Source organism: Sphingopyxis sp., from assembly GCF_036261875.1.
Lineage (GTDB): Bacteria > Pseudomonadota > Alphaproteobacteria > Sphingomonadales > Sphingomonadaceae > Sphingopyxis.
Genome location: NZ_DATAJZ010000022.1, coordinates 56,996 through 72,979, shown reverse-complemented (window position 1 = coordinate 72,979; position 15,984 = coordinate 56,996). Strand labels below are relative to the sequence as shown.

General features: G+C 66.0%; 15 protein-coding genes. 6 read left to right on the top strand and 9 right to left on the bottom strand.

The window, feature by feature from the left end; genetic code table 11:
- Window positions 1-18 precede the first annotated feature (18 nt).
- A complete protein-coding gene (locus VHO04_RS09650) occupies window positions 19-1,365 on the top strand; it encodes an NAD(P)H-hydrate epimerase (protein ID WP_329628122.1) in 1,347 nt (448 codons plus the stop codon).
- A gap of 1 nt (window position 1,366) precedes the next feature.
- Complete coding sequence (locus VHO04_RS09645; protein WP_329628121.1) at window positions 1,367-2,566, top strand: class I SAM-dependent RNA methyltransferase; 1,200 nt, start codon at window positions 1,367-1,369, stop codon at window positions 2,564-2,566.
- Between the two features lie 35 nt (window positions 2,567-2,601).
- Here the strand turns inward: VHO04_RS09645 and VHO04_RS09640 are convergent, their stop codons facing one another.
- From VHO04_RS09640 to VHO04_RS09620, 5 genes are all read right to left on the bottom strand, one after another.
- Window positions 2,602-3,036, bottom strand: a complete 435-nt coding sequence (locus tag VHO04_RS09640; RefSeq protein ID WP_329628120.1) for an MAPEG family protein — start codon at window positions 3,034-3,036, stop codon at window positions 2,602-2,604.
- A 10-nt stretch (window positions 3,037-3,046) separates the two neighbouring features.
- The gene (locus tag VHO04_RS09635) at window positions 3,047-3,478 is read right to left on the bottom strand and encodes an MAPEG family protein (protein WP_329628119.1); all 432 of its coding nucleotides are present in this window, start codon (window positions 3,476-3,478) and stop codon (window positions 3,047-3,049) included.
- A gap of 65 nt (window positions 3,479-3,543) precedes the next feature.
- On the bottom strand, window positions 3,544-4,704 hold the full coding sequence (locus tag VHO04_RS09630; protein ID WP_329628118.1) for a CoA transferase: 1,161 nt from the start codon (window positions 4,702-4,704) through the stop codon (window positions 3,544-3,546).
- 82 nt (window positions 4,705-4,786) lie between these two features.
- Entirely contained in the window at window positions 4,787-6,136 is a 1,350-nt protein-coding gene (gdhA, locus tag VHO04_RS09625) for an NADP-specific glutamate dehydrogenase (protein ID WP_329628117.1), read from the bottom strand.
- A 321-nt stretch (window positions 6,137-6,457) separates the two neighbouring features.
- Complete coding sequence (locus tag VHO04_RS09620; protein ID WP_329628116.1) at window positions 6,458-7,651, bottom strand: type III PLP-dependent enzyme; 1,194 nt, start codon at window positions 7,649-7,651, stop codon at window positions 6,458-6,460.
- A 333-nt stretch (window positions 7,652-7,984) separates the two neighbouring features.
- Here VHO04_RS09620 and VHO04_RS09615 point away from each other — a divergent pair, with 333 nt between their 5' ends.
- Window positions 7,985-9,643, top strand: a complete 1,659-nt coding sequence (locus VHO04_RS09615; RefSeq protein ID WP_329628115.1) for an FAD-dependent oxidoreductase — start codon at window positions 7,985-7,987, stop codon at window positions 9,641-9,643.
- Here the strand turns inward: VHO04_RS09615 and VHO04_RS09610 are convergent.
- The 4 genes from VHO04_RS09610 to VHO04_RS09595 all read right to left on the bottom strand — a co-directional run bounded on the left by VHO04_RS09610 (window position 9,624) and on the right by VHO04_RS09595 (window position 13,575).
- Entirely contained in the window at window positions 9,624-10,796 is a 1,173-nt protein-coding gene (locus tag VHO04_RS09610) for a carboxynorspermidine decarboxylase (protein ID WP_329628114.1), read from the bottom strand. The genes VHO04_RS09615 and VHO04_RS09610 overlap by 20 nt on opposite strands.
- Before the next feature lie 16 nt (window positions 10,797-10,812).
- Entirely contained in the window at window positions 10,813-11,163 is a 351-nt protein-coding gene (locus VHO04_RS09605) for a DMT family protein (protein ID WP_329628113.1), read from the bottom strand.
- The gene (locus VHO04_RS09600) at window positions 11,160-12,248 is read right to left on the bottom strand and encodes an alpha/beta hydrolase (RefSeq protein ID WP_329628112.1); all 1,089 of its coding nucleotides are present in this window, start codon (window positions 12,246-12,248) and stop codon (window positions 11,160-11,162) included. The genes VHO04_RS09605 and VHO04_RS09600 overlap by 4 nt, the downstream gene beginning before the upstream one ends.
- A 106-nt stretch (window positions 12,249-12,354) precedes the next feature.
- Window positions 12,355-13,575 carry a saccharopine dehydrogenase family protein gene (locus VHO04_RS09595; protein ID WP_329628111.1) on the bottom strand — a complete coding sequence of 407 codons (1,221 nt, stop codon included), beginning with the start codon at window positions 13,573-13,575 and terminating at the stop codon, window positions 12,355-12,357.
- Window positions 13,576-13,642: 67 nt separating this feature from the next.
- On the opposite strand from VHO04_RS09595, the gene VHO04_RS09590 reads away from it, so the two are divergent.
- From VHO04_RS09590 to VHO04_RS09580, 3 genes are all read left to right on the top strand, one after another.
- Window positions 13,643-14,632: a threonine/serine dehydratase gene (locus VHO04_RS09590; RefSeq protein ID WP_329628110.1), complete on the top strand. Its 990-nt coding sequence runs from the start codon at window positions 13,643-13,645 to the stop codon at window positions 14,630-14,632.
- A gap of 49 nt (window positions 14,633-14,681) precedes the next feature.
- Entirely contained in the window at window positions 14,682-15,122 is a 441-nt protein-coding gene (locus tag VHO04_RS09585; protein ID WP_329628109.1) for a hypothetical protein, read from the top strand.
- Between the two features lie 194 nt (window positions 15,123-15,316).
- Complete coding sequence (locus VHO04_RS09580) at window positions 15,317-15,907, top strand: GNAT family N-acetyltransferase (RefSeq protein ID WP_329628108.1); 591 nt, start codon at window positions 15,317-15,319, stop codon at window positions 15,905-15,907.
- Window positions 15,908-15,984 lie beyond the last annotated feature (77 nt).

Sequence of the window (15,984 nt, the reverse complement as noted above, 5' to 3'; positions counted from 1 at the left end):
ATGTCCTAAAACCACGCCATGCCCATTCCCGCCGATGCCCCGATCCTGACCAGCGCGGCGATGCGTGCCGCCGAGGCGGCGTGCGCGGCGGCGGGGACGTCGCTGTCCGAACTGATGGAGCGCGCGGGTGCAGCGGTCACCGATTGCGCGTGGCGGATGGCCGCTGGCGCGCCGATCCTGATCCTCTGCGGTCCCGGCAACAATGGCGGCGACGGCTATGTCGCGGCGCGATTGCTGCGCGAACGCGGGGCGGCGGTTCGCGTGGCGGCTTTGGCGCCGCCCGCGACCGATCTCGCCAGGGCAGCGCGCGAGGCATGGGCGGGCGAGGTCGAGCCGATCGACGATCATCTGTCGCCCGCGCCGGTCATCGTCGATGCGCTGTTCGGCGTGGGACTGACGCGCCCGCTCGCGGGCGATCTGGCCCGGTGCCTGCGCGGCTTGGCCGATAAGCGGATATTGGCGGTCGATGTGCCGAGCGGCGTGGATGCCGACGGTCATCGGGACTGGGAGCCGCCGCTGCCCGCCCATGTCACGCTCGCGCTGGGCGTGCTAAAGCCCGCGCATGTCCTGCTTCCCGCCGCGCGGAATTGCGGCGATGTCCTGCTCGCGCCGATCGGGATTGTCGCCGACCGGGCGATGCGAAGCCTGCCGCGGCTGGCCGCCCGGTCGCCCAACGCCGGCTCGCACAAGTTCAACCGGGGGATGATGCTGGTCCGCGCCGGGCCGATGGCGGGGGCGGCGGGCCTTGCGGCCGCGGCGGGGCTGCGCGCGGGCGCGGGCTATGTCGTGCTCAGCGGCGGCGATGATGCGCCCTTTTCGGCGATCATCGCCGAGCGTGGCGCGAACTATGCTCAGCGGCTTGGCGATAAGCGGCTCGGTGCAGCGGTGATCGGGCCGGGCTATCCGGCGAGCGAGGCGCTGGACCGCGACGTCGCGGCAGCAATCGATGCGGGTAAGCCGCTGGTGCTCGATGCGGCGGCGATCGATGCGGCGCTGCCGCGTCTGGGCAGGGTGACTGCGATCCTGACCCCGCACGAGGGCGAGTTCGCGCGCGCCTTTCCCGATCTCGCCGGAAGCAAGATCGAGCGGGCGCGGGCCGCAGCCGAGCGCACCGGCGCCGTCGTGATCTACAAGGGCGCCGATACCGTCATCGCCGCCCCCGACGGGCGCGTCGTCGCGGCGTGGCCGGGAAGCCCCTGGCTTGCGACCGCGGGAACGGGCGATGTGCTGGCTGGGGCGTGCGGGGCGATGCTTGCGGGCGGCGGCGACGCGTTCGACGCGGCGGTCGCGGCGGTGGGCTGGCATATCGCCGCCGCGCGCCGTATAGGCCCCGGCCTTGTGGCCGACGATCTGATTAGGGACTGATATGAACGACAGCGCGCTGATCGAGCGCATCGCCGCGCGCGGCGATGGCGTGACCGCCGACGGGCGCCATGTCGCGGGCGCGGTGCCCGGCGACCATGTCTTGGCCGACGGGACGCTGGTGCCGGGGCCTAACCGCGCCGAGCCGGTGTGCCGTCATTTCGGCAAATGCGGCGGCTGCCAGTTGCAGCATGTGTCCGAAGCCACGCTCGCCGACTTCGTGCAGGGCCGTGTCGTGGGCGCGCTCGAGGGGCAGCAGGTCGCGGCGGGGGAGGTGTTGCCCGCCTTGCTGTCGCCGCCGCAGAGCCGCCGCCGCGCGGCGCTCACCGCGCTCAAGATCGGCAGGCAGATCGCGCTCGGCTTCAACGCGGCGCAGAGCAACCAGATCGTCGACATGCGCATGTGTCCGCTGCTGGTGCCTGAACTGTTCGCGCTCGTCGCCCCGATCCGCGCTTTGCTGGACGGCATTGCGCCGCAGCGGCGTCCGGTGAAGGTCAAGCTGCAGATGCTCGACCAGGGCGCCGAGGTGGTGCTGGAGGGCGTGCGCGCCGAGGGGCTCGACGCGGCGATGGCGCTGCAGGATTTCGCGGGCGACCATGCGCTAGCGCGGCTCGCGATCGATCAGGGCGACGGGCTGGAAACCGTGTGGCAGCCCGAGCCGCCGACCGCGCATTTCGGGGCCATTGGCGTCGAGGTGCCGCCCTTCGCTTTCCTGCAGGCGACGGCGGCGGGGCAGGCGGCGCTCGTCGAGGCGGTGCGCGATGCGATCGGCGACGCGGGGGCGGTTGCCGACCTGTTTGCGGGCGTGGGCACCTTCGCGCTGTCGGTGCAGGCGGGACGAAAAGTCTATGCCGCCGAGGGCGCACGCGATGCGATCGCGGCGCTGACCGGCGCGGCGAATCGGGCGCGAGCGCTGGTCGCGACCGAGCATCGCGACCTGTTCCGGCGGCCGCTGGTGCCCGCCGAGCTTAATCGCTTCGGCGCCGTCATCCTCGATCCGCCGCGCGCGGGGGCCGAGGAGCAGGTGAAGCAGATCGCCGCGTCGAGCGTGCCCGCGATTGCCTATGTGAGCTGCAATCCCGCGAGCTTTGCGCGCGACGCCAAACTGCTTTTGCAGGGTGGCTATCGGCTCGACTGGGTAAGGCCCGTCGGGCAGTTCCGCTGGTCGACGCATGTCGAACTGGCCGGGCGCTTTTCGCGATAGACCTTCGCCCCCGCTTGCGCGGGGGCGACGTCTTCTCAATGCACCACGAAACCGATGAAGGCGTGCAGGCAGAGCGCGATCAGCGCGAGGCTGGCGAGCGCGAACACCGCGAAGCGCCACATCACGCGGTTGACCGTCGCCTGAATCAGGCTGTGCAGGATACGCAGGCCGACATAAGCCCAGGCGATCTGCGCATTGAGCCCGCCGCCCAGGCCGCCGACGGCAAGCGCCAGCGCGACGGCGTAGAAGACCGTCGGCTGCTCCATCAGGTGATTGTAATTATGCGCCTTCCACTGGACTTCGGCGGGCAGCACGTCGTCGAGTCCGCGGCCCGTCGTGCCGACGAGATTCTTCGCGTCGATCTTGGCGCGGCTCATCGCGGGGATGCGCGTCGCATACATCCACACCCACATGATCATCGACCAGAGCGCGAGCGTCGCGACCGGTCCCAATATAGCGTTCGTTTCCATGGTTTCCCCCTCAGCCCAAGGTTGCGATCACGGCGAGCAATGCCAGCACGAACAGGCATAGCGTCGACAGCAGGAACAGCATGAAGCGGACCGGAATCCGGTTTACCGTCACCTGCCAGAGGCTGTGGACGATGCGGATGACGACATAGGCCCAAGCGAGCCCGCGCGTCAGGCCGGTGTTGCCGCCCGAAAGGTGCAGGAAAATGATCGTCGCGTAGAAGATCGTCGGCTGTTCGAGCAGATGGGTGTAATTGTGCGACTTCCAGTTCACCGCGGGCGGCAGGACGCCTTCCAGATCGGCGCCGCGGCCGCCGGGCGGCGCGGTCTTGAGGTCGACCCCCATTTTCTTGAGTGCGGGCAGGCGCGTCGCGGCGACCCAGCCGGCCATCACGAGCGTCCACAGGACGAGAATGGCGCCGGGCGCGAGCAGGCTTTGTGACATGAGCATCCCCCTTTTCGATGTGCGGGGATGCTAGGGCGCGCGCGCCAATATGCAACGGGGGATGTTCAGTCGCGCCGCGCCGCCAGTTCGGCGCGGATCGCTTCGCCGTCGCCGTCGATGCGCGGCGCATAGCCAAGGTCGCGCGACGGCGCGGCGCCATATCTGACCGGCGGCCGCATCTCGAAAAAGGCGCCGACATCGGGATGCTCGCGAGGACGAAAGAAATCGGTCGCGGCGAAATGCGGGTCGTTCCGGATATCGTCGAGATCGCGAACGCGCATCGCGGGAATGTCGTTGGCCGCGAAGATTTCGAGCCATTCGGCGGTGGTCCGGGCGGGCGTCCGGCGCGCGATCTCGCTATAGATCAGCGGCATGTGCCGACCCTTCGCCTTTGCCTCTTCATAGGCCGGCGAGGCGAGCATGTCCTCGCTGCCGAGCAGTTCCATCAGGCGCGCGGTCGATGCGGGCGTATAGGGGACGATCGCGATATGGCCGTCCCTGGTGGGGAAGGGCTGCCGCGTCGGGTCGAGCTGGCGCGGATAGCCCGCCGGGCCGATCGCGGGGTCGAGCGTCGCGTCGCACAGATGCTCGGTCAGCATGAAGGCGGTGAAGCATTCGAACATCGGCACCGCGACCTCCTGCCCCTCGCCGGTGCGGAATTTGTGGACGAGCGCGGCCAGGATCGCCTGCGCGCCGAAATGCCCCGCCACCTTGTCGGCGATCAGCGAGGGGAAATAGCGCGGGCTGGGGTTGCCGTCGGCGCGCGGAAGCAGGCTGGTCGTCCCGCTCGCCGCTTGGATCACGTCGTCATAGGCCTGAAGATCACGATAGGGACCGTCCTGGCCGAAGCCGGTGCCGTGAACATAGATGATATCGGGTTTGATCGCCTTGCAGCTTTCATAATCGAAGCCGAGCCGCGCGATCGCCTTGCCGCGGATATTGTGGAACAGGACGTCGCCGGTCGCGATCAGGTCGCGCAGCGTCGCGGCATCCTCGGGCTGCTTGAGGTCGAGCGCGATCGAGCGCTTGCCGCGGTTCACGGTGAGGTGGATCGACCCCATCGTCGGGTCGGGCCTGCCGTTGCCGAGATAGCGTGACACGTCGCCGAGGCCGGGCGTCTCGACCTTGATCACTTCGGCGCCGAGGTCGGCGAGCATCTGCGTCGCATAGGGGCCGAAGATGACCGTGGTGAGATCGATGATCCTGATTCCCTCGAGCATCGCCATCGCCGTTCCTTCTCCCGGAGTTTCGAATGGCGATGCCCGAACGCGGGGGCTTTGTCACCCCGCGCCGAGGATAGGGGGACGATCAGATGACGCCGAGCGACTGCATCGCTTCGGCGACGCGGACGAAGCCCGCGATATTGGCGCCGAGGACGTAATTGCCCGGCGCGCTATATTCGTCGGCGGTCGCGGCGCAATTGTCGTGGATGCCGCGCATGATCTGCGCCAGCCGCGCTTCGGTCTGGTCGAAGGTCCAGCTATCGCGCGAGGCATTTTGCTGCATTTCGAGCGCCGAGGTCGCGACGCCGCCGGCGTTCGCGGCCTTGCCCGGCGCAAACATCACGCCGTTCTGGTGGAACAGATCGACCGCGTCGGGGGTCGAGGGCATGTTGGCGCCTTCGCCGACGACCTGAACGCCGTTTTTGATCAGCGTCGTCGCATCCTTGCCGGTGAGTTCGTTCTGCGTCGCGCAGGGGAGCGCGACGTCGCACGCGACGTCCCAGATCGAGCCGCCCTCGATATAATGGGCGCCGGCACCCTTCATGCGAACATAGTCGGACAGGCGCTCGCGGCGGATTTCCTTGACCTCCTTCAAAAGGTCGAGATCGATGCCGTCCTCGTCGAGGACATAGCCGTTGGAATCGGAGCAGGCGACGACCTTGCCGCCGAACTGCCGCACCTTGTCGATGGCATAGATGGCGACGTTGCCCGAGCCCGAGACGACGACGCGCTTGCCGTCGAGCGTCGCGCCTTTGGTCGCCAGCATCTGCTGGACGAAATAGACGAGGCCGAAGCCGGTCGCCTCAGTCCGTGCGCGCGACCCGCCATAGACGAGTCCCTTGCCGGTCAGCACGCCCGCCTCGTAGCGGTTGGTGAGCCGCTTGTACTGGCCGAACATATAGCCGATCTCGCGCCCGCCGACGCCGATGTCGCCCGCGGGGACGTCGGTATACTCGCCGAGGTGGCGCTGCAGCTCGGTCATGAACGCCTGACAGAAACGCATGATCTCGCCATCCGAACGGCCGCGCGGGTTGAAGTCCGACCCGCCCTTACCGCCGCCGATCGGCATGCCGGTCAGCGCATTTTTGAAAATCTGTTCGAACCCCAGGAATTTGATGATGCCGAGGTTGACCGACGGATGAAAACGGATGCCGCCTTTATAGGGGCCGAGCGCCGAGTTGAACTGGACGCGGAAGCCGCGGTTGATCTGGACCTGGCCGCTGTCGTCGACCCAGGGAACGCGAAAGATGATCTGCCGCTCCGGTTCGCAAATCCGCTCGATCAGCGCGTGATTCGCATATTCGGGATGTTTGGCGACGACGCGCCCGAGGCTTTCCAGCACTTCGTGGACCGCCTGGTGGAATTCGGCTTCCCCAGCGTTACGGCGCAATACTTCATCAAGAACCGGCTGCAACTTTTCATCAATCTTGCTCAAAACATCCTCCTGACCGCATGAATCGAACGGGCGTGTGGACGATGCGCGGCTGGGCCGCAAGGCTGCGGGGCAAGAAAAATGGCTTGATTGGAGGCTGTTCGCCGAAAAGACCGTGGTCCTGAAGCGCGATCTGCTCAGGCACAAGCACCGCGTTCCCCCTCTCGTCATCCCGGCGAAGGCCGGGATCTCGCCGGTGCGTCAGGCCGAGAGGGCGAGATCCCGGCCTTCGCCGGGATGACGATTCCTGGCACACTGCGAGCCAAGAAAAAGGCCGGTCCGCGCATGGCGAACCGGCCTTTTGAAGCGGGTATCCGGCAAGTTTTAAAAAAGCTTGGTCACCGTCGCGCTGCGGCGTTCCTGTTCGACTTCGCCGGTGTAGAGGCTGGCCATCGGTTCGTCGCTGACGACATGGATTTCCTCGGCACCGAAGCCGTTGAATTTCGTCCGCATTGCGCAGCCATAGGCACCGAGCATCCCGATCTCGATGAAATCGCCCGCCTTGACGTCCGCCGGCAGATAGAAGGGGCCCGCCATATGATCGAGGTCGTCGCACGTCGGGCCGTAAAAGCTGAACGCGGTCATTTCGGCTTCGCTCGCGGCTTCGCGCAGCAAGGTCACCGGAAAGCGCCAGCCGACATGCGCTGCGTCGAACAGCGCGCCATAGGCGCCATCGTTGATATAGAGCTCGTCGCCGCGGCGCTTTTCGACGCGCACGATCAGCGAGCTGTATTCGGCCGACAGCGCGCGGCCCGGCTCGCACCAGAGCTCGGCCGAATAGCTGATCGGCAGGCTTTCGAAGCTGCGGTGGATCGTGTCGAAATAGGCTCCGAGCGGCGGTGGCTCCATGCCCGGATAGGTCGAGGGGAAGCCGCCGCCGACATCGATGATGTCGACCGTCACCGCCGCCGCGACGATCGCGGCGCGGACGCGTTCCATCGCCTGGGCGTAAGCGTGCGGCGTCATCGCCTGGCTGCCGACGTGGAAGCAGATGCCGAGCGCGTCGGCCGCCTGACGGGTCGCCATCAACAGTTCGGCGACTTCGTCGGGCTCGGCGCCGAACTTGGCGGCGAGGCTGAGCTTCGAATGGTCGGACGAGACGCGCAGGCGCACGAGCAGGTTGAGGTCGGCCGCGCCCTCGGTCGCGCGGACGATCTTCTGAAGCTCGTCCATCGTGTCGAGCGAGAAGGTGCGCACGCCATGCTTCCAATAGGCTTCGGAAATCGCTTCCTCGGCCTTCACCGGATGCATGAAGCAGAGCGTCGCCTGCGGCAGGGTGCGCGCGACGAGCCGCACCTCGGCGATCGAGGCGACGTCATAATGAGTGACGCCCGAATCCCAGAGGATGCGCAGCAGGTCGGGCGACGGATTCGCCTTGACCGCGTACATGGTCGTGCCGGGAAATCGCTCGATGAAGAAACGCGCTGCGCGCGCCGCGGCGTGCGGACGGACAAGCGTAACAGGTTCGACCGGCGAAAGTGCCTGAATCAGCCCGTGGGCGCTATGATGCTGGTGCAACTCAAGGGACCCCCAAAAATAACGTTAAACATCCAAGGCTGCCTTGCGGTTATTGGAAGTCCCCCTGGGGCAGCGGAGGGCGATATATGCAGGGGGGTCCCCCCTGTAAAGACCCTATCGCGCAATTTTGTAACGCGGCGGCGACACAAGCGCCGAAACGGGGCTGGGCTGCGCCGAAGGGGGAAGAGACAAGCGGCGGTCGCCACGCTAAAACGAGGCATCATTCCATTTGAGGCGATGTCCGGACGAAAGTCGGTGTCTCGCCCCTGGGGAATGGCGCGGCGTCGGGATCCCGGCCTTCGCGGGGATGACGAGGAAAGAGGATATGCGCCCATGGTTTCCCGTGCCGAGGTGAATCACACTTTCACGGACGCCGAACTCGATGAACTGAAAGCCTTCGGCGCGGTCGAATCGCATTTTGCGGGCGACCTGATCGTCGAGGAAGGCGCGATGGCGCCCGATTGCATCATCACCCTATCGGGGCATACCGATATTTTCGCGTCGACCGACGAAGGGCGGAAGCGCGTCGGCTGGATGGAGCGCGGGCAGTTCGCGGGCGACCTGTCGGTGCTGACGGGGCAGCGGCATCTGTCGCGGGTCGAGATGGGTCAGGATGGCGAGATATTGCGCATCGCGCACGCCGATTTCCAGCGCCTGATCGCCGGAAATTCGCACTATTCGGACATTTTCGTGCGTGTGCTGTCGGCGCGGCGCGAGTTCAGCAACCACCGCGGCTTCGCGGCGGTCATCGTGATCGGCGCGGCGATGGACCGCGGCGTCTATGCTGTGCGCGACCTGCTCGCCAAGCATGGCGTCGCACACCGCTGGTTCGACCCTGCCGATGGGCCGGTAGCGGCGCATCTGTTGGCCGAGCGCGGCCTGATCGAAGAACAGTTGCCCGCGGTCATTCTCGGCGCTGCCGATGTGTTGATCCAGCCGACGCCCGAACAGCTCGCCCAGGCGCTGGGCCTCGATCTGCTCCCCGATGGTGCGACCGCTGACGTGATCGTCGTCGGCAGCGGGCCCGGCGGGCTTGCCGCTGCGGTTTACGCCGCGTCCGAGGGGCTGTCGGTGATCGCCATCGATTCGCTCGCGCCGGGCGGACAGGCCGGCACCTCGTCGAAGATCGAGAATTACCTTGGTTTTCCGACGGGCATATCGGGCAACGAACTGGCCCGCCGCGCGACGGTGCAGGCGCAGAAATTCGGCGCGCGCATCGTCGCGCCGGTGCGTGCGGGCGCGCTCGACCGCGACGGCGACGCCTATTGCCTCAGCCTTGCCGACGGACGGCGGCTACGTGCCCGTGCGGTCGTGATCGCATCGGGCGCGCAATATCAGCGGCTGCCGATCGAGGGGACCGAGGCCTATGAGGGACGCGGCATCTTCTACGGCGCGACGCCGATGGAAGCGCAGCTTTGCAGCAATGCCGAAGTGACCGTGGTCGGCGCGGGCAATTCGGCGGGGCAGGGCGCGATCTATCTCGCCAGCGTGGCGAAGAAAGTCCGGGTCGTGTTCCGCCGCGCCAGCCTGCGTGACACCATGTCCGAATATCTGGTCAAGCGGCTGGAGGAACATCCGAATATCGAGATCATCGCGTCGACCGACGTCGTCGCTCTGCACGGCGAGGAGCGGCTGGGAGGCTTGACCTATCGCTGCCGCGAGACCGGCGCCCAAGGGCGGTGCGACTGCGGCTTTCTGTTCCTGTTCATCGGCGCGAGCCCGAACACGCGCTGGCTGCCGAGGGAAATGGTGTGCGACGAGCGCGGCTTCGTGAAAACCGGGAGCGACATCGCGCCGCTCGAACTCGTCAAGGCGGGCTGGTCGCTCGACCGCATGCCGAGCCGCTACGAGACGAGCTGGCCGCGCATCTACGCCGTCGGCGACGTACGCAAGGGATCGGTGAAGCGCGTCGCTTCGTCGGTGGGCGAGGGATCGGTGGTGGTCAGCGACATCCACCAGGCGCTGGCGGAGGTCAGCTCAGCCGCGTCTTGAAATCCTCATAACCGAACTCGCGGACCAATTTCAGCGCGTCCGTCTCGCTGTCCCACAGCCAGATCGACGGCAGCGGGACGCCGTTGAAGCCGTTCGTCTTGACCATTGAATAATGCGCCTGGTCGAGGAAAGCGAAGCGTTGACCGATGCGCGCGCCGCCGGGCAGGCGGTAATCGCCGATCACGTCGCCCGCGAGGCACGAGGGACCGCCGAGACGCGTTGCCATGCCTTCGCTGCCTTCGTTGAGCATCGCGGGCCGGTAAGGCGCCTCGATCACGTCGGGCATATGGCAGGTCGCTGAAATGTCGGTGATGCCTACGGCCATCCCATTGTCGAACAGGTCGAGGATTTCGCCGACGAGGATGCCCGCGTCGAGCGCGACGGCTTCGCCGGGCTCGATCATCACGTCGCAATCGGTCGCGGCGCGCACCTGTTTCAGGAAGGCGATCAGCTCGTCCACCTGATAATCGGCGCGGGTAACATGGTGGCCGCCGCCGAAGTTGATCCATTTGAGCTGGCTGAAGAAGGGGCGCAGCATCGGCTGCACCGCGTTCCAGGTGCGCTCAAGCGGCGGGAAATCCTGTTCGCAGAGGCTGTGCATATGGACGCCGTCAACGCCCTCCATATGCTCGGGGAGCAATTGGGTGACCGGGAAGCCGAGGCGGCTGCACGGCGCCGCGGGGTCGTATTTCGGGGTCTCGCCCTCGCTGTGCATCGGGTTGATGCGCAGACCGATGTCGAATGTCTCGCCCTTTGCGCGGAACTCGTCGAGCAGCGGGCGGAAGCGCGCGATCTGGCCCGGTGAGTTGAAGATGAGATGATCGGACAGCGCCGCGATCGCGGGCAGGTCGGCCTCCTTGTAGCCCGCACAATAGGTCGCGACCTCTCCGCCATATTCCTCGCGCCCCAATTTCGCTTCGTAGAGGCCCGACGCGCAGACGCCGTCGAGATACTCCGCCACGACTGGCCCCAGCGACCACATCGAAAAGGCCTTGAGCGCCGCGAGCACGCGCGCGCCCGACGCGTCGCCGATCTGGCGCAGCACCGCCAGATTGGCGCGAACCTTAGCCGCATCGACGACGAAGGCGGGCGAGGGGACGCGGGTCAGGTCGAAACGGGCAAAAGCTCCGGGATCGCCGGCACGGGTTTCCATGTCGTTATTGTTCCTGTCAGGCCGCGATCGGCCCCTTGAAGATGAAGAACGCCCCCGCCGCTATCAATGCGAAGCCGACGAGATGATTCGCGGTCAGCTTCTCCCCGAGCCAGAAGACCGCGAACCCTGCGAATATGATTAGGGTGATCACCTCTTGCAAGGTCTTGAGTTCGGCGGTGGTGTAGACGCCGTGGCCGATGCGGTTCGCCGGGACCGCGAGGCAATATTCGAAGAAGGCGATGCCCCACGCCATCACGATCGCGAGCCACGTCGGGCGCGATAGATCGCCGAGATGGCCGTACCAGGCGAAGGTCATGAAGATGTTCGAGAGGCAGAGCAGGGCGATGGGGGCGAGATAGGACGTCATGGCTTGTCCTTTGCCAGCGGCAGGACATCGCGGAGCAGCGCGGCGAAGAAGAGGCCGGGTTCCTCGACCATCGGCATATGCGCCGAATGTTCGAGCCAGACGAGCGTCTTCGATGGCGCCTTGACCTTGCCGAACCATTCGGCCGCGACCGGCGACGGTACGGTATAGTCGTGCCGCCCGAGCAGGAAGACGATCGGCACCTCCATGGTCGTCACATTGGTGAAGCTGACATCGGCGAGCCGCGGCCAGAGCGTCGTCACCGAAAATTCGCTGCCCTTGCCCCATGCCTCTATGTCGGCAGGGCCATATTCGGGAGACAGGCGCGGGGTCTGGAAATAATATCGGAGGTCGGGCTTGTTATAGATGAGCGAGCCGTAGGGGATCGCATATTTGCGCCAGCCGTCGGCCTTGGCGATGGTGAATTCGCCCTGCGGATAGGGCGCCAGCGCGTCGATCGCCTGCACCGCCGCGCTGTCGCCCGCGGCCAGCGCCTTGGCCCGCGTCCACGCCATGCCGGCCTTTTCGCCGGCGCGGAAATCGATGCCCTGACCGACGCCGACATAGGCGTAAAGGAGGTCGGGGCGCTTCACCGCGACCGATAGGCCGACGATCGAGCCCCAGCTATGCCCCATCAGCACGACCTTGCGCTTGCCATAGCGCTTCTTGAGCAGCTCGATCAGTTCGATGGCATCGTCGCGGTAGCGGTCGGGCGTCATGGTCGGGGCGAGCGTGGCGGGATCATTGAGCGGATAGGAACGCCCGGCGCCGCGCTGGTCGTACTGGACGACGGTAAAGACATCCTCCCATGGCCGCTGGAATGCCCACGCGAACGGCATCTCGACCGCGCCCGGACCGCCGTGGACGAAGACGAGGATCGGATTGTCGCGGTCGGCGCCGCGGACGTTGACGATCTGGCGCGCCCCGCCGAGGGGCGCCTCAAAGGTCTCCTGCACGCCGTTAGGCGTCACGATCTTGCCGATATCGGCGACGATCGCGCGCGCGGGGGCGTAGGCATCCCCGGATTGAGCGGCGACAGGCGCAGCCAGGACGGCGAGCAATAGGGTCACCACGATACGGATCGTCATAGCGTCAATCCTTTGTCATCCCCGCGAAAGCGGGAATCCAGTTCCGGCGTTGCTACTGGGTTACCGCTTTCGCGGGAACGACAAAAAGAGATCGGCTGCAAGCGGATCAGAAATCGAGCGGACCATCCAGTTCCTTCACCTGCCACGGCAGACCATGCTTGTTCAGCATGTCCATGAAGGGATCGGGGTCCATCTGCTCCATGTTGAACACGCCCCCCTCACCATTTGGGCCGCTCCACGTGCCCGTCACCATCATCGCGGCGCCGATCATCGCGGGGACGCCGGTGGTGTAGCTGACCGCCTGGTTGCCGGTTTCGGCATAGGCGTCCTCATGGTCGCAGATATTGTAGAGGTAGAGCGTCTTTTCCTTGCCGTCCTTGCCCAGGCCGGTGGCGATGACGCCGATATTGGTCTTGCCCTTGGTCGTCTCGCCGAGGCTCGACGGTTCGGGGAGCACGGCTTTCAGGAACTGGAGCGGAATGATCTCCTTGCCTTCGTAGATCACCGGGTCGATCCGCGTCATGCCGACGTTCTGGAGCACGGTGAGGTGCTGGATATAGGCGTCGCCGAAGGTCATCCAGAAGCGGATGCGCCCGATCTCGGGCAGGTGGGTCTTCAGGCTTTCGATTTCCTCATGATACATGAGGTACATATTCTTCGGACCCACAGCCTCGAAGTCGAAGCTCTGCTTCACCGACATCGGCGGGGTTTCGACCCAGTCGCCATTTTCCCAGTGACGCGCGACCGCGGTCACTTCGCGGATGTTGATCTCGGGATTGAAATTGGTCGCGAAATGCTGGCCGTGATCGCCGCCGTTGCAATCGAGGATGTCGAGCGTGTCGATGCGGTCGAAATGATGCTTGCGGAGCCAGGTGGTGAAGACGCTCGTCACGCCGGGGTCGAAGCCCGAACCGAGCAGCGCCATCAGCCCCGCCTCCTTGAAGCGGTCCTGATAGGCCCATTGCCAGTGATATTCGAACTTCGCCTCGTCGCGCGGCTCGTAGTTGGCGGTGTCGAGATAATGGGCGCCGGTCGACAGGCACGCCTCCATGATCGTCAGATCCTGATAGGGGAGCGCGAGGTTGACGACATGCGTCGCGCCGATCTGGCGGATCAGTGCGGCGGTCGCGTCGATATGGTCGGCATCGACCTCGGCGGTCTTGATCGTGACGCCGGTGCGTTCCTTGACCGACGCGGCGATCGCGTCGCACTTGAACTTGCGGCGGCTCGCGAGGGTGATGTCGGGGAAGATGTCGGCGTTCATCGCCATCTTGTGCACCGCGACCGAACCGACGCCGCCTGCGCCGATCACTAGAACCTTGCTCATCGTGAAAAATCTCCTGTCGCGAACCTGCGCCGCTTGTGATCTATGAGCGGCCCTATAGGACGAAGCCATGACAGAACAAAGCCCCGAAGCCCTGCTCGACCCGGCGCGCGCGCCGACCCTCGCGGGTGTCAAACGCGCAGCAGCGAAAGTCGCTGCCATCCTGCCGCAAACGCCGCTGCTGCCGCTCGAGGTCGATGGGCGGACGATCTGGTGCAAGGCCGAATGCCTGCAGCCGGTCGGCGCTTTCAAGATTCGCGGCGCCTGGCACCGATTGACCGACCTGACGCCCGAACAGGCCGCGGCCGGCGTCGTCGGCGTGTCGAGCGGCAATCACGCGCAGGGCGTCGCCTGGGCGGCGAAGCGATTGGGCATCAGGGCGACGATCGTGATGCCGAGCAACGCTCCGGCGATGAAGCTCGCCGCAACGCGCGCGCTCGGTGCTGAGGTGGTGCTCTACGACCGTGTCACCGAATCGCGCGACGCGGTTGCGGCGCGGCTGATCGAGGAACGCGGCGGGACGCTGGTTCACGCCTATGGCGATCCCTGGATCATCGAGGGGCAGGGGACAGCCGGGATCGAAGCGCGCGCACAGATGGTGGCGCGCGGACTGGGCGAGCCCGATCTGGTGGTTGCGTGTTGCGGCGGCGGGGGATTGTCGGCGGGGGTCGCGCTCGCTTGTCCGGACGCCGCGATCGTCGCGGTCGAGCCCGAAGGCTGGGACGATGTGACGCGCAGTCTGGCGGCGGGGAAAATCCTGTCGGTCGAGGATATGGCCTGGCCGACCGAATGCGATGCACTGCAGACGCCCGAGACCTGGCCGATCAATTTCGCGGTGCTGCGCGCGCGAGGCGTGCGCGGGATGGCCGTCACGCGCGACGAAGTGCGTAGCGCGATGCGGCTGGCCTTCGAGCGCTTGCACCTCGTCGTCGAGCCGGGCGGCGCGGCGGCGCTGGCGGCCATCCTTGCGGGCAAGGTCGATGTTACCGATGCGACGCTGATTACCTTGTCGGGGGGCAATGTCGATCCGCAGAAGTTCGCCGAGATCATCACCGAATAGGAAACCTATCGACGGCGGGGCGTGTTTGAGAGGGATAAGGAGACGCGAGATGCAAAAGAGCATGATCCTGACGGGCGCCGCGGCGCTGGTGCTGCTGACCGGGTGCGAAAAGGCCGAAGCGCCGGCGCCGGCCGAGACGACGACCACCGAGGTGCCGGTCGAAACCGTTCCCGACGAGACCGCACCCGACGATTCGGCAACTGCGTCGCATCGCTTCGCGAGCTGGGCGGGCAAATGGACCGGGGTCGAGGGCATGTATGTGACCATCACGACCGCCGAGCCCGGAAAATACAAGCTGGAGATGCAGTCGGACCTCGACACCAAGGGCAGCTATGACGGCGAAGACAGCGAGCATGGCATCAAGTTCAAGCGCGGTAGTGAAGAGCTGTCGCTCCGCCGTGGCAGCGGCGACGAGACGGGGCTCAAATATCTGGCGGGCAAGAAGGATTGCCTCATCGTCAAGCCCGGCGAGGGATATTGCCGGGATTAACCGACAATTTGTCATTCCCGCGAAAGCGGGAACCCAGCTTCTTTCTCCCTTAATTCTTCGCGCCTTTGCGCCTTTGCGTGAGTCTTTTGAAAATCTCACGCAAAGGCGCAAAGGCGCGAAGAAGGAAAAGCTGGGTTCCCGCTTTCGCGGGAATGACGAACGGGGGAGCGAGAATGACGACGGGGGGAAAGGGCATGAGCGGCATCGTAAAAGCGGAAGACGCCCATCAATCGGCGCTGATCGAGACGTTGGCGCAGGCGTTCCAGACCGATCCCGCGCTGTCGTGGATATTGCCCGACCCGGACCATCGCGCGCGTGCCTTGCGGAGCCTGTTCCGGGTGCTGGTGCCGGGTGACAGGCGCGCCGGTGTCGCGCTACGGTCTGAGGGCGATGAGGCGGCATCGCTGTGGCGGGCGCCAGGGCAGGCGCACAGCGGCACGCTCGAATTTCTGCGCACCGTCGTTCCGCTGGTCGCGACCTTCGGCACCGCCTTGCCGCGCGGGCTGAAGGTACAGGGCGGGATCGACGCGCACCGGCCGAAAGGGCGGTTCTGGTATCTCCACTATGTCGGGGTGCGGCCCGAACATCAGGGCAAGGGGCATGGCGGGCGGATCATCCGCGCGCAGACGGCTGTGGCCGACAGCGAAGGTATGCCATGCTGGCTGGAGACCGCGACGCCCGCGAACGTGCCGCTCTACGAACGGCTGGGGTTCGTGACGCAAGTCGAATGGGATGCGCCAGGCGGCGGGCCGCACTTCTGGGGGATGATGCGGCCGGCGCGTTGAAAGCTGGGCTATTCTTGATGGAATCGTCATCCCGGCGAAGGCCGGGATCTCGCCGGTGCGTCAGGCCGAGGCGGTGA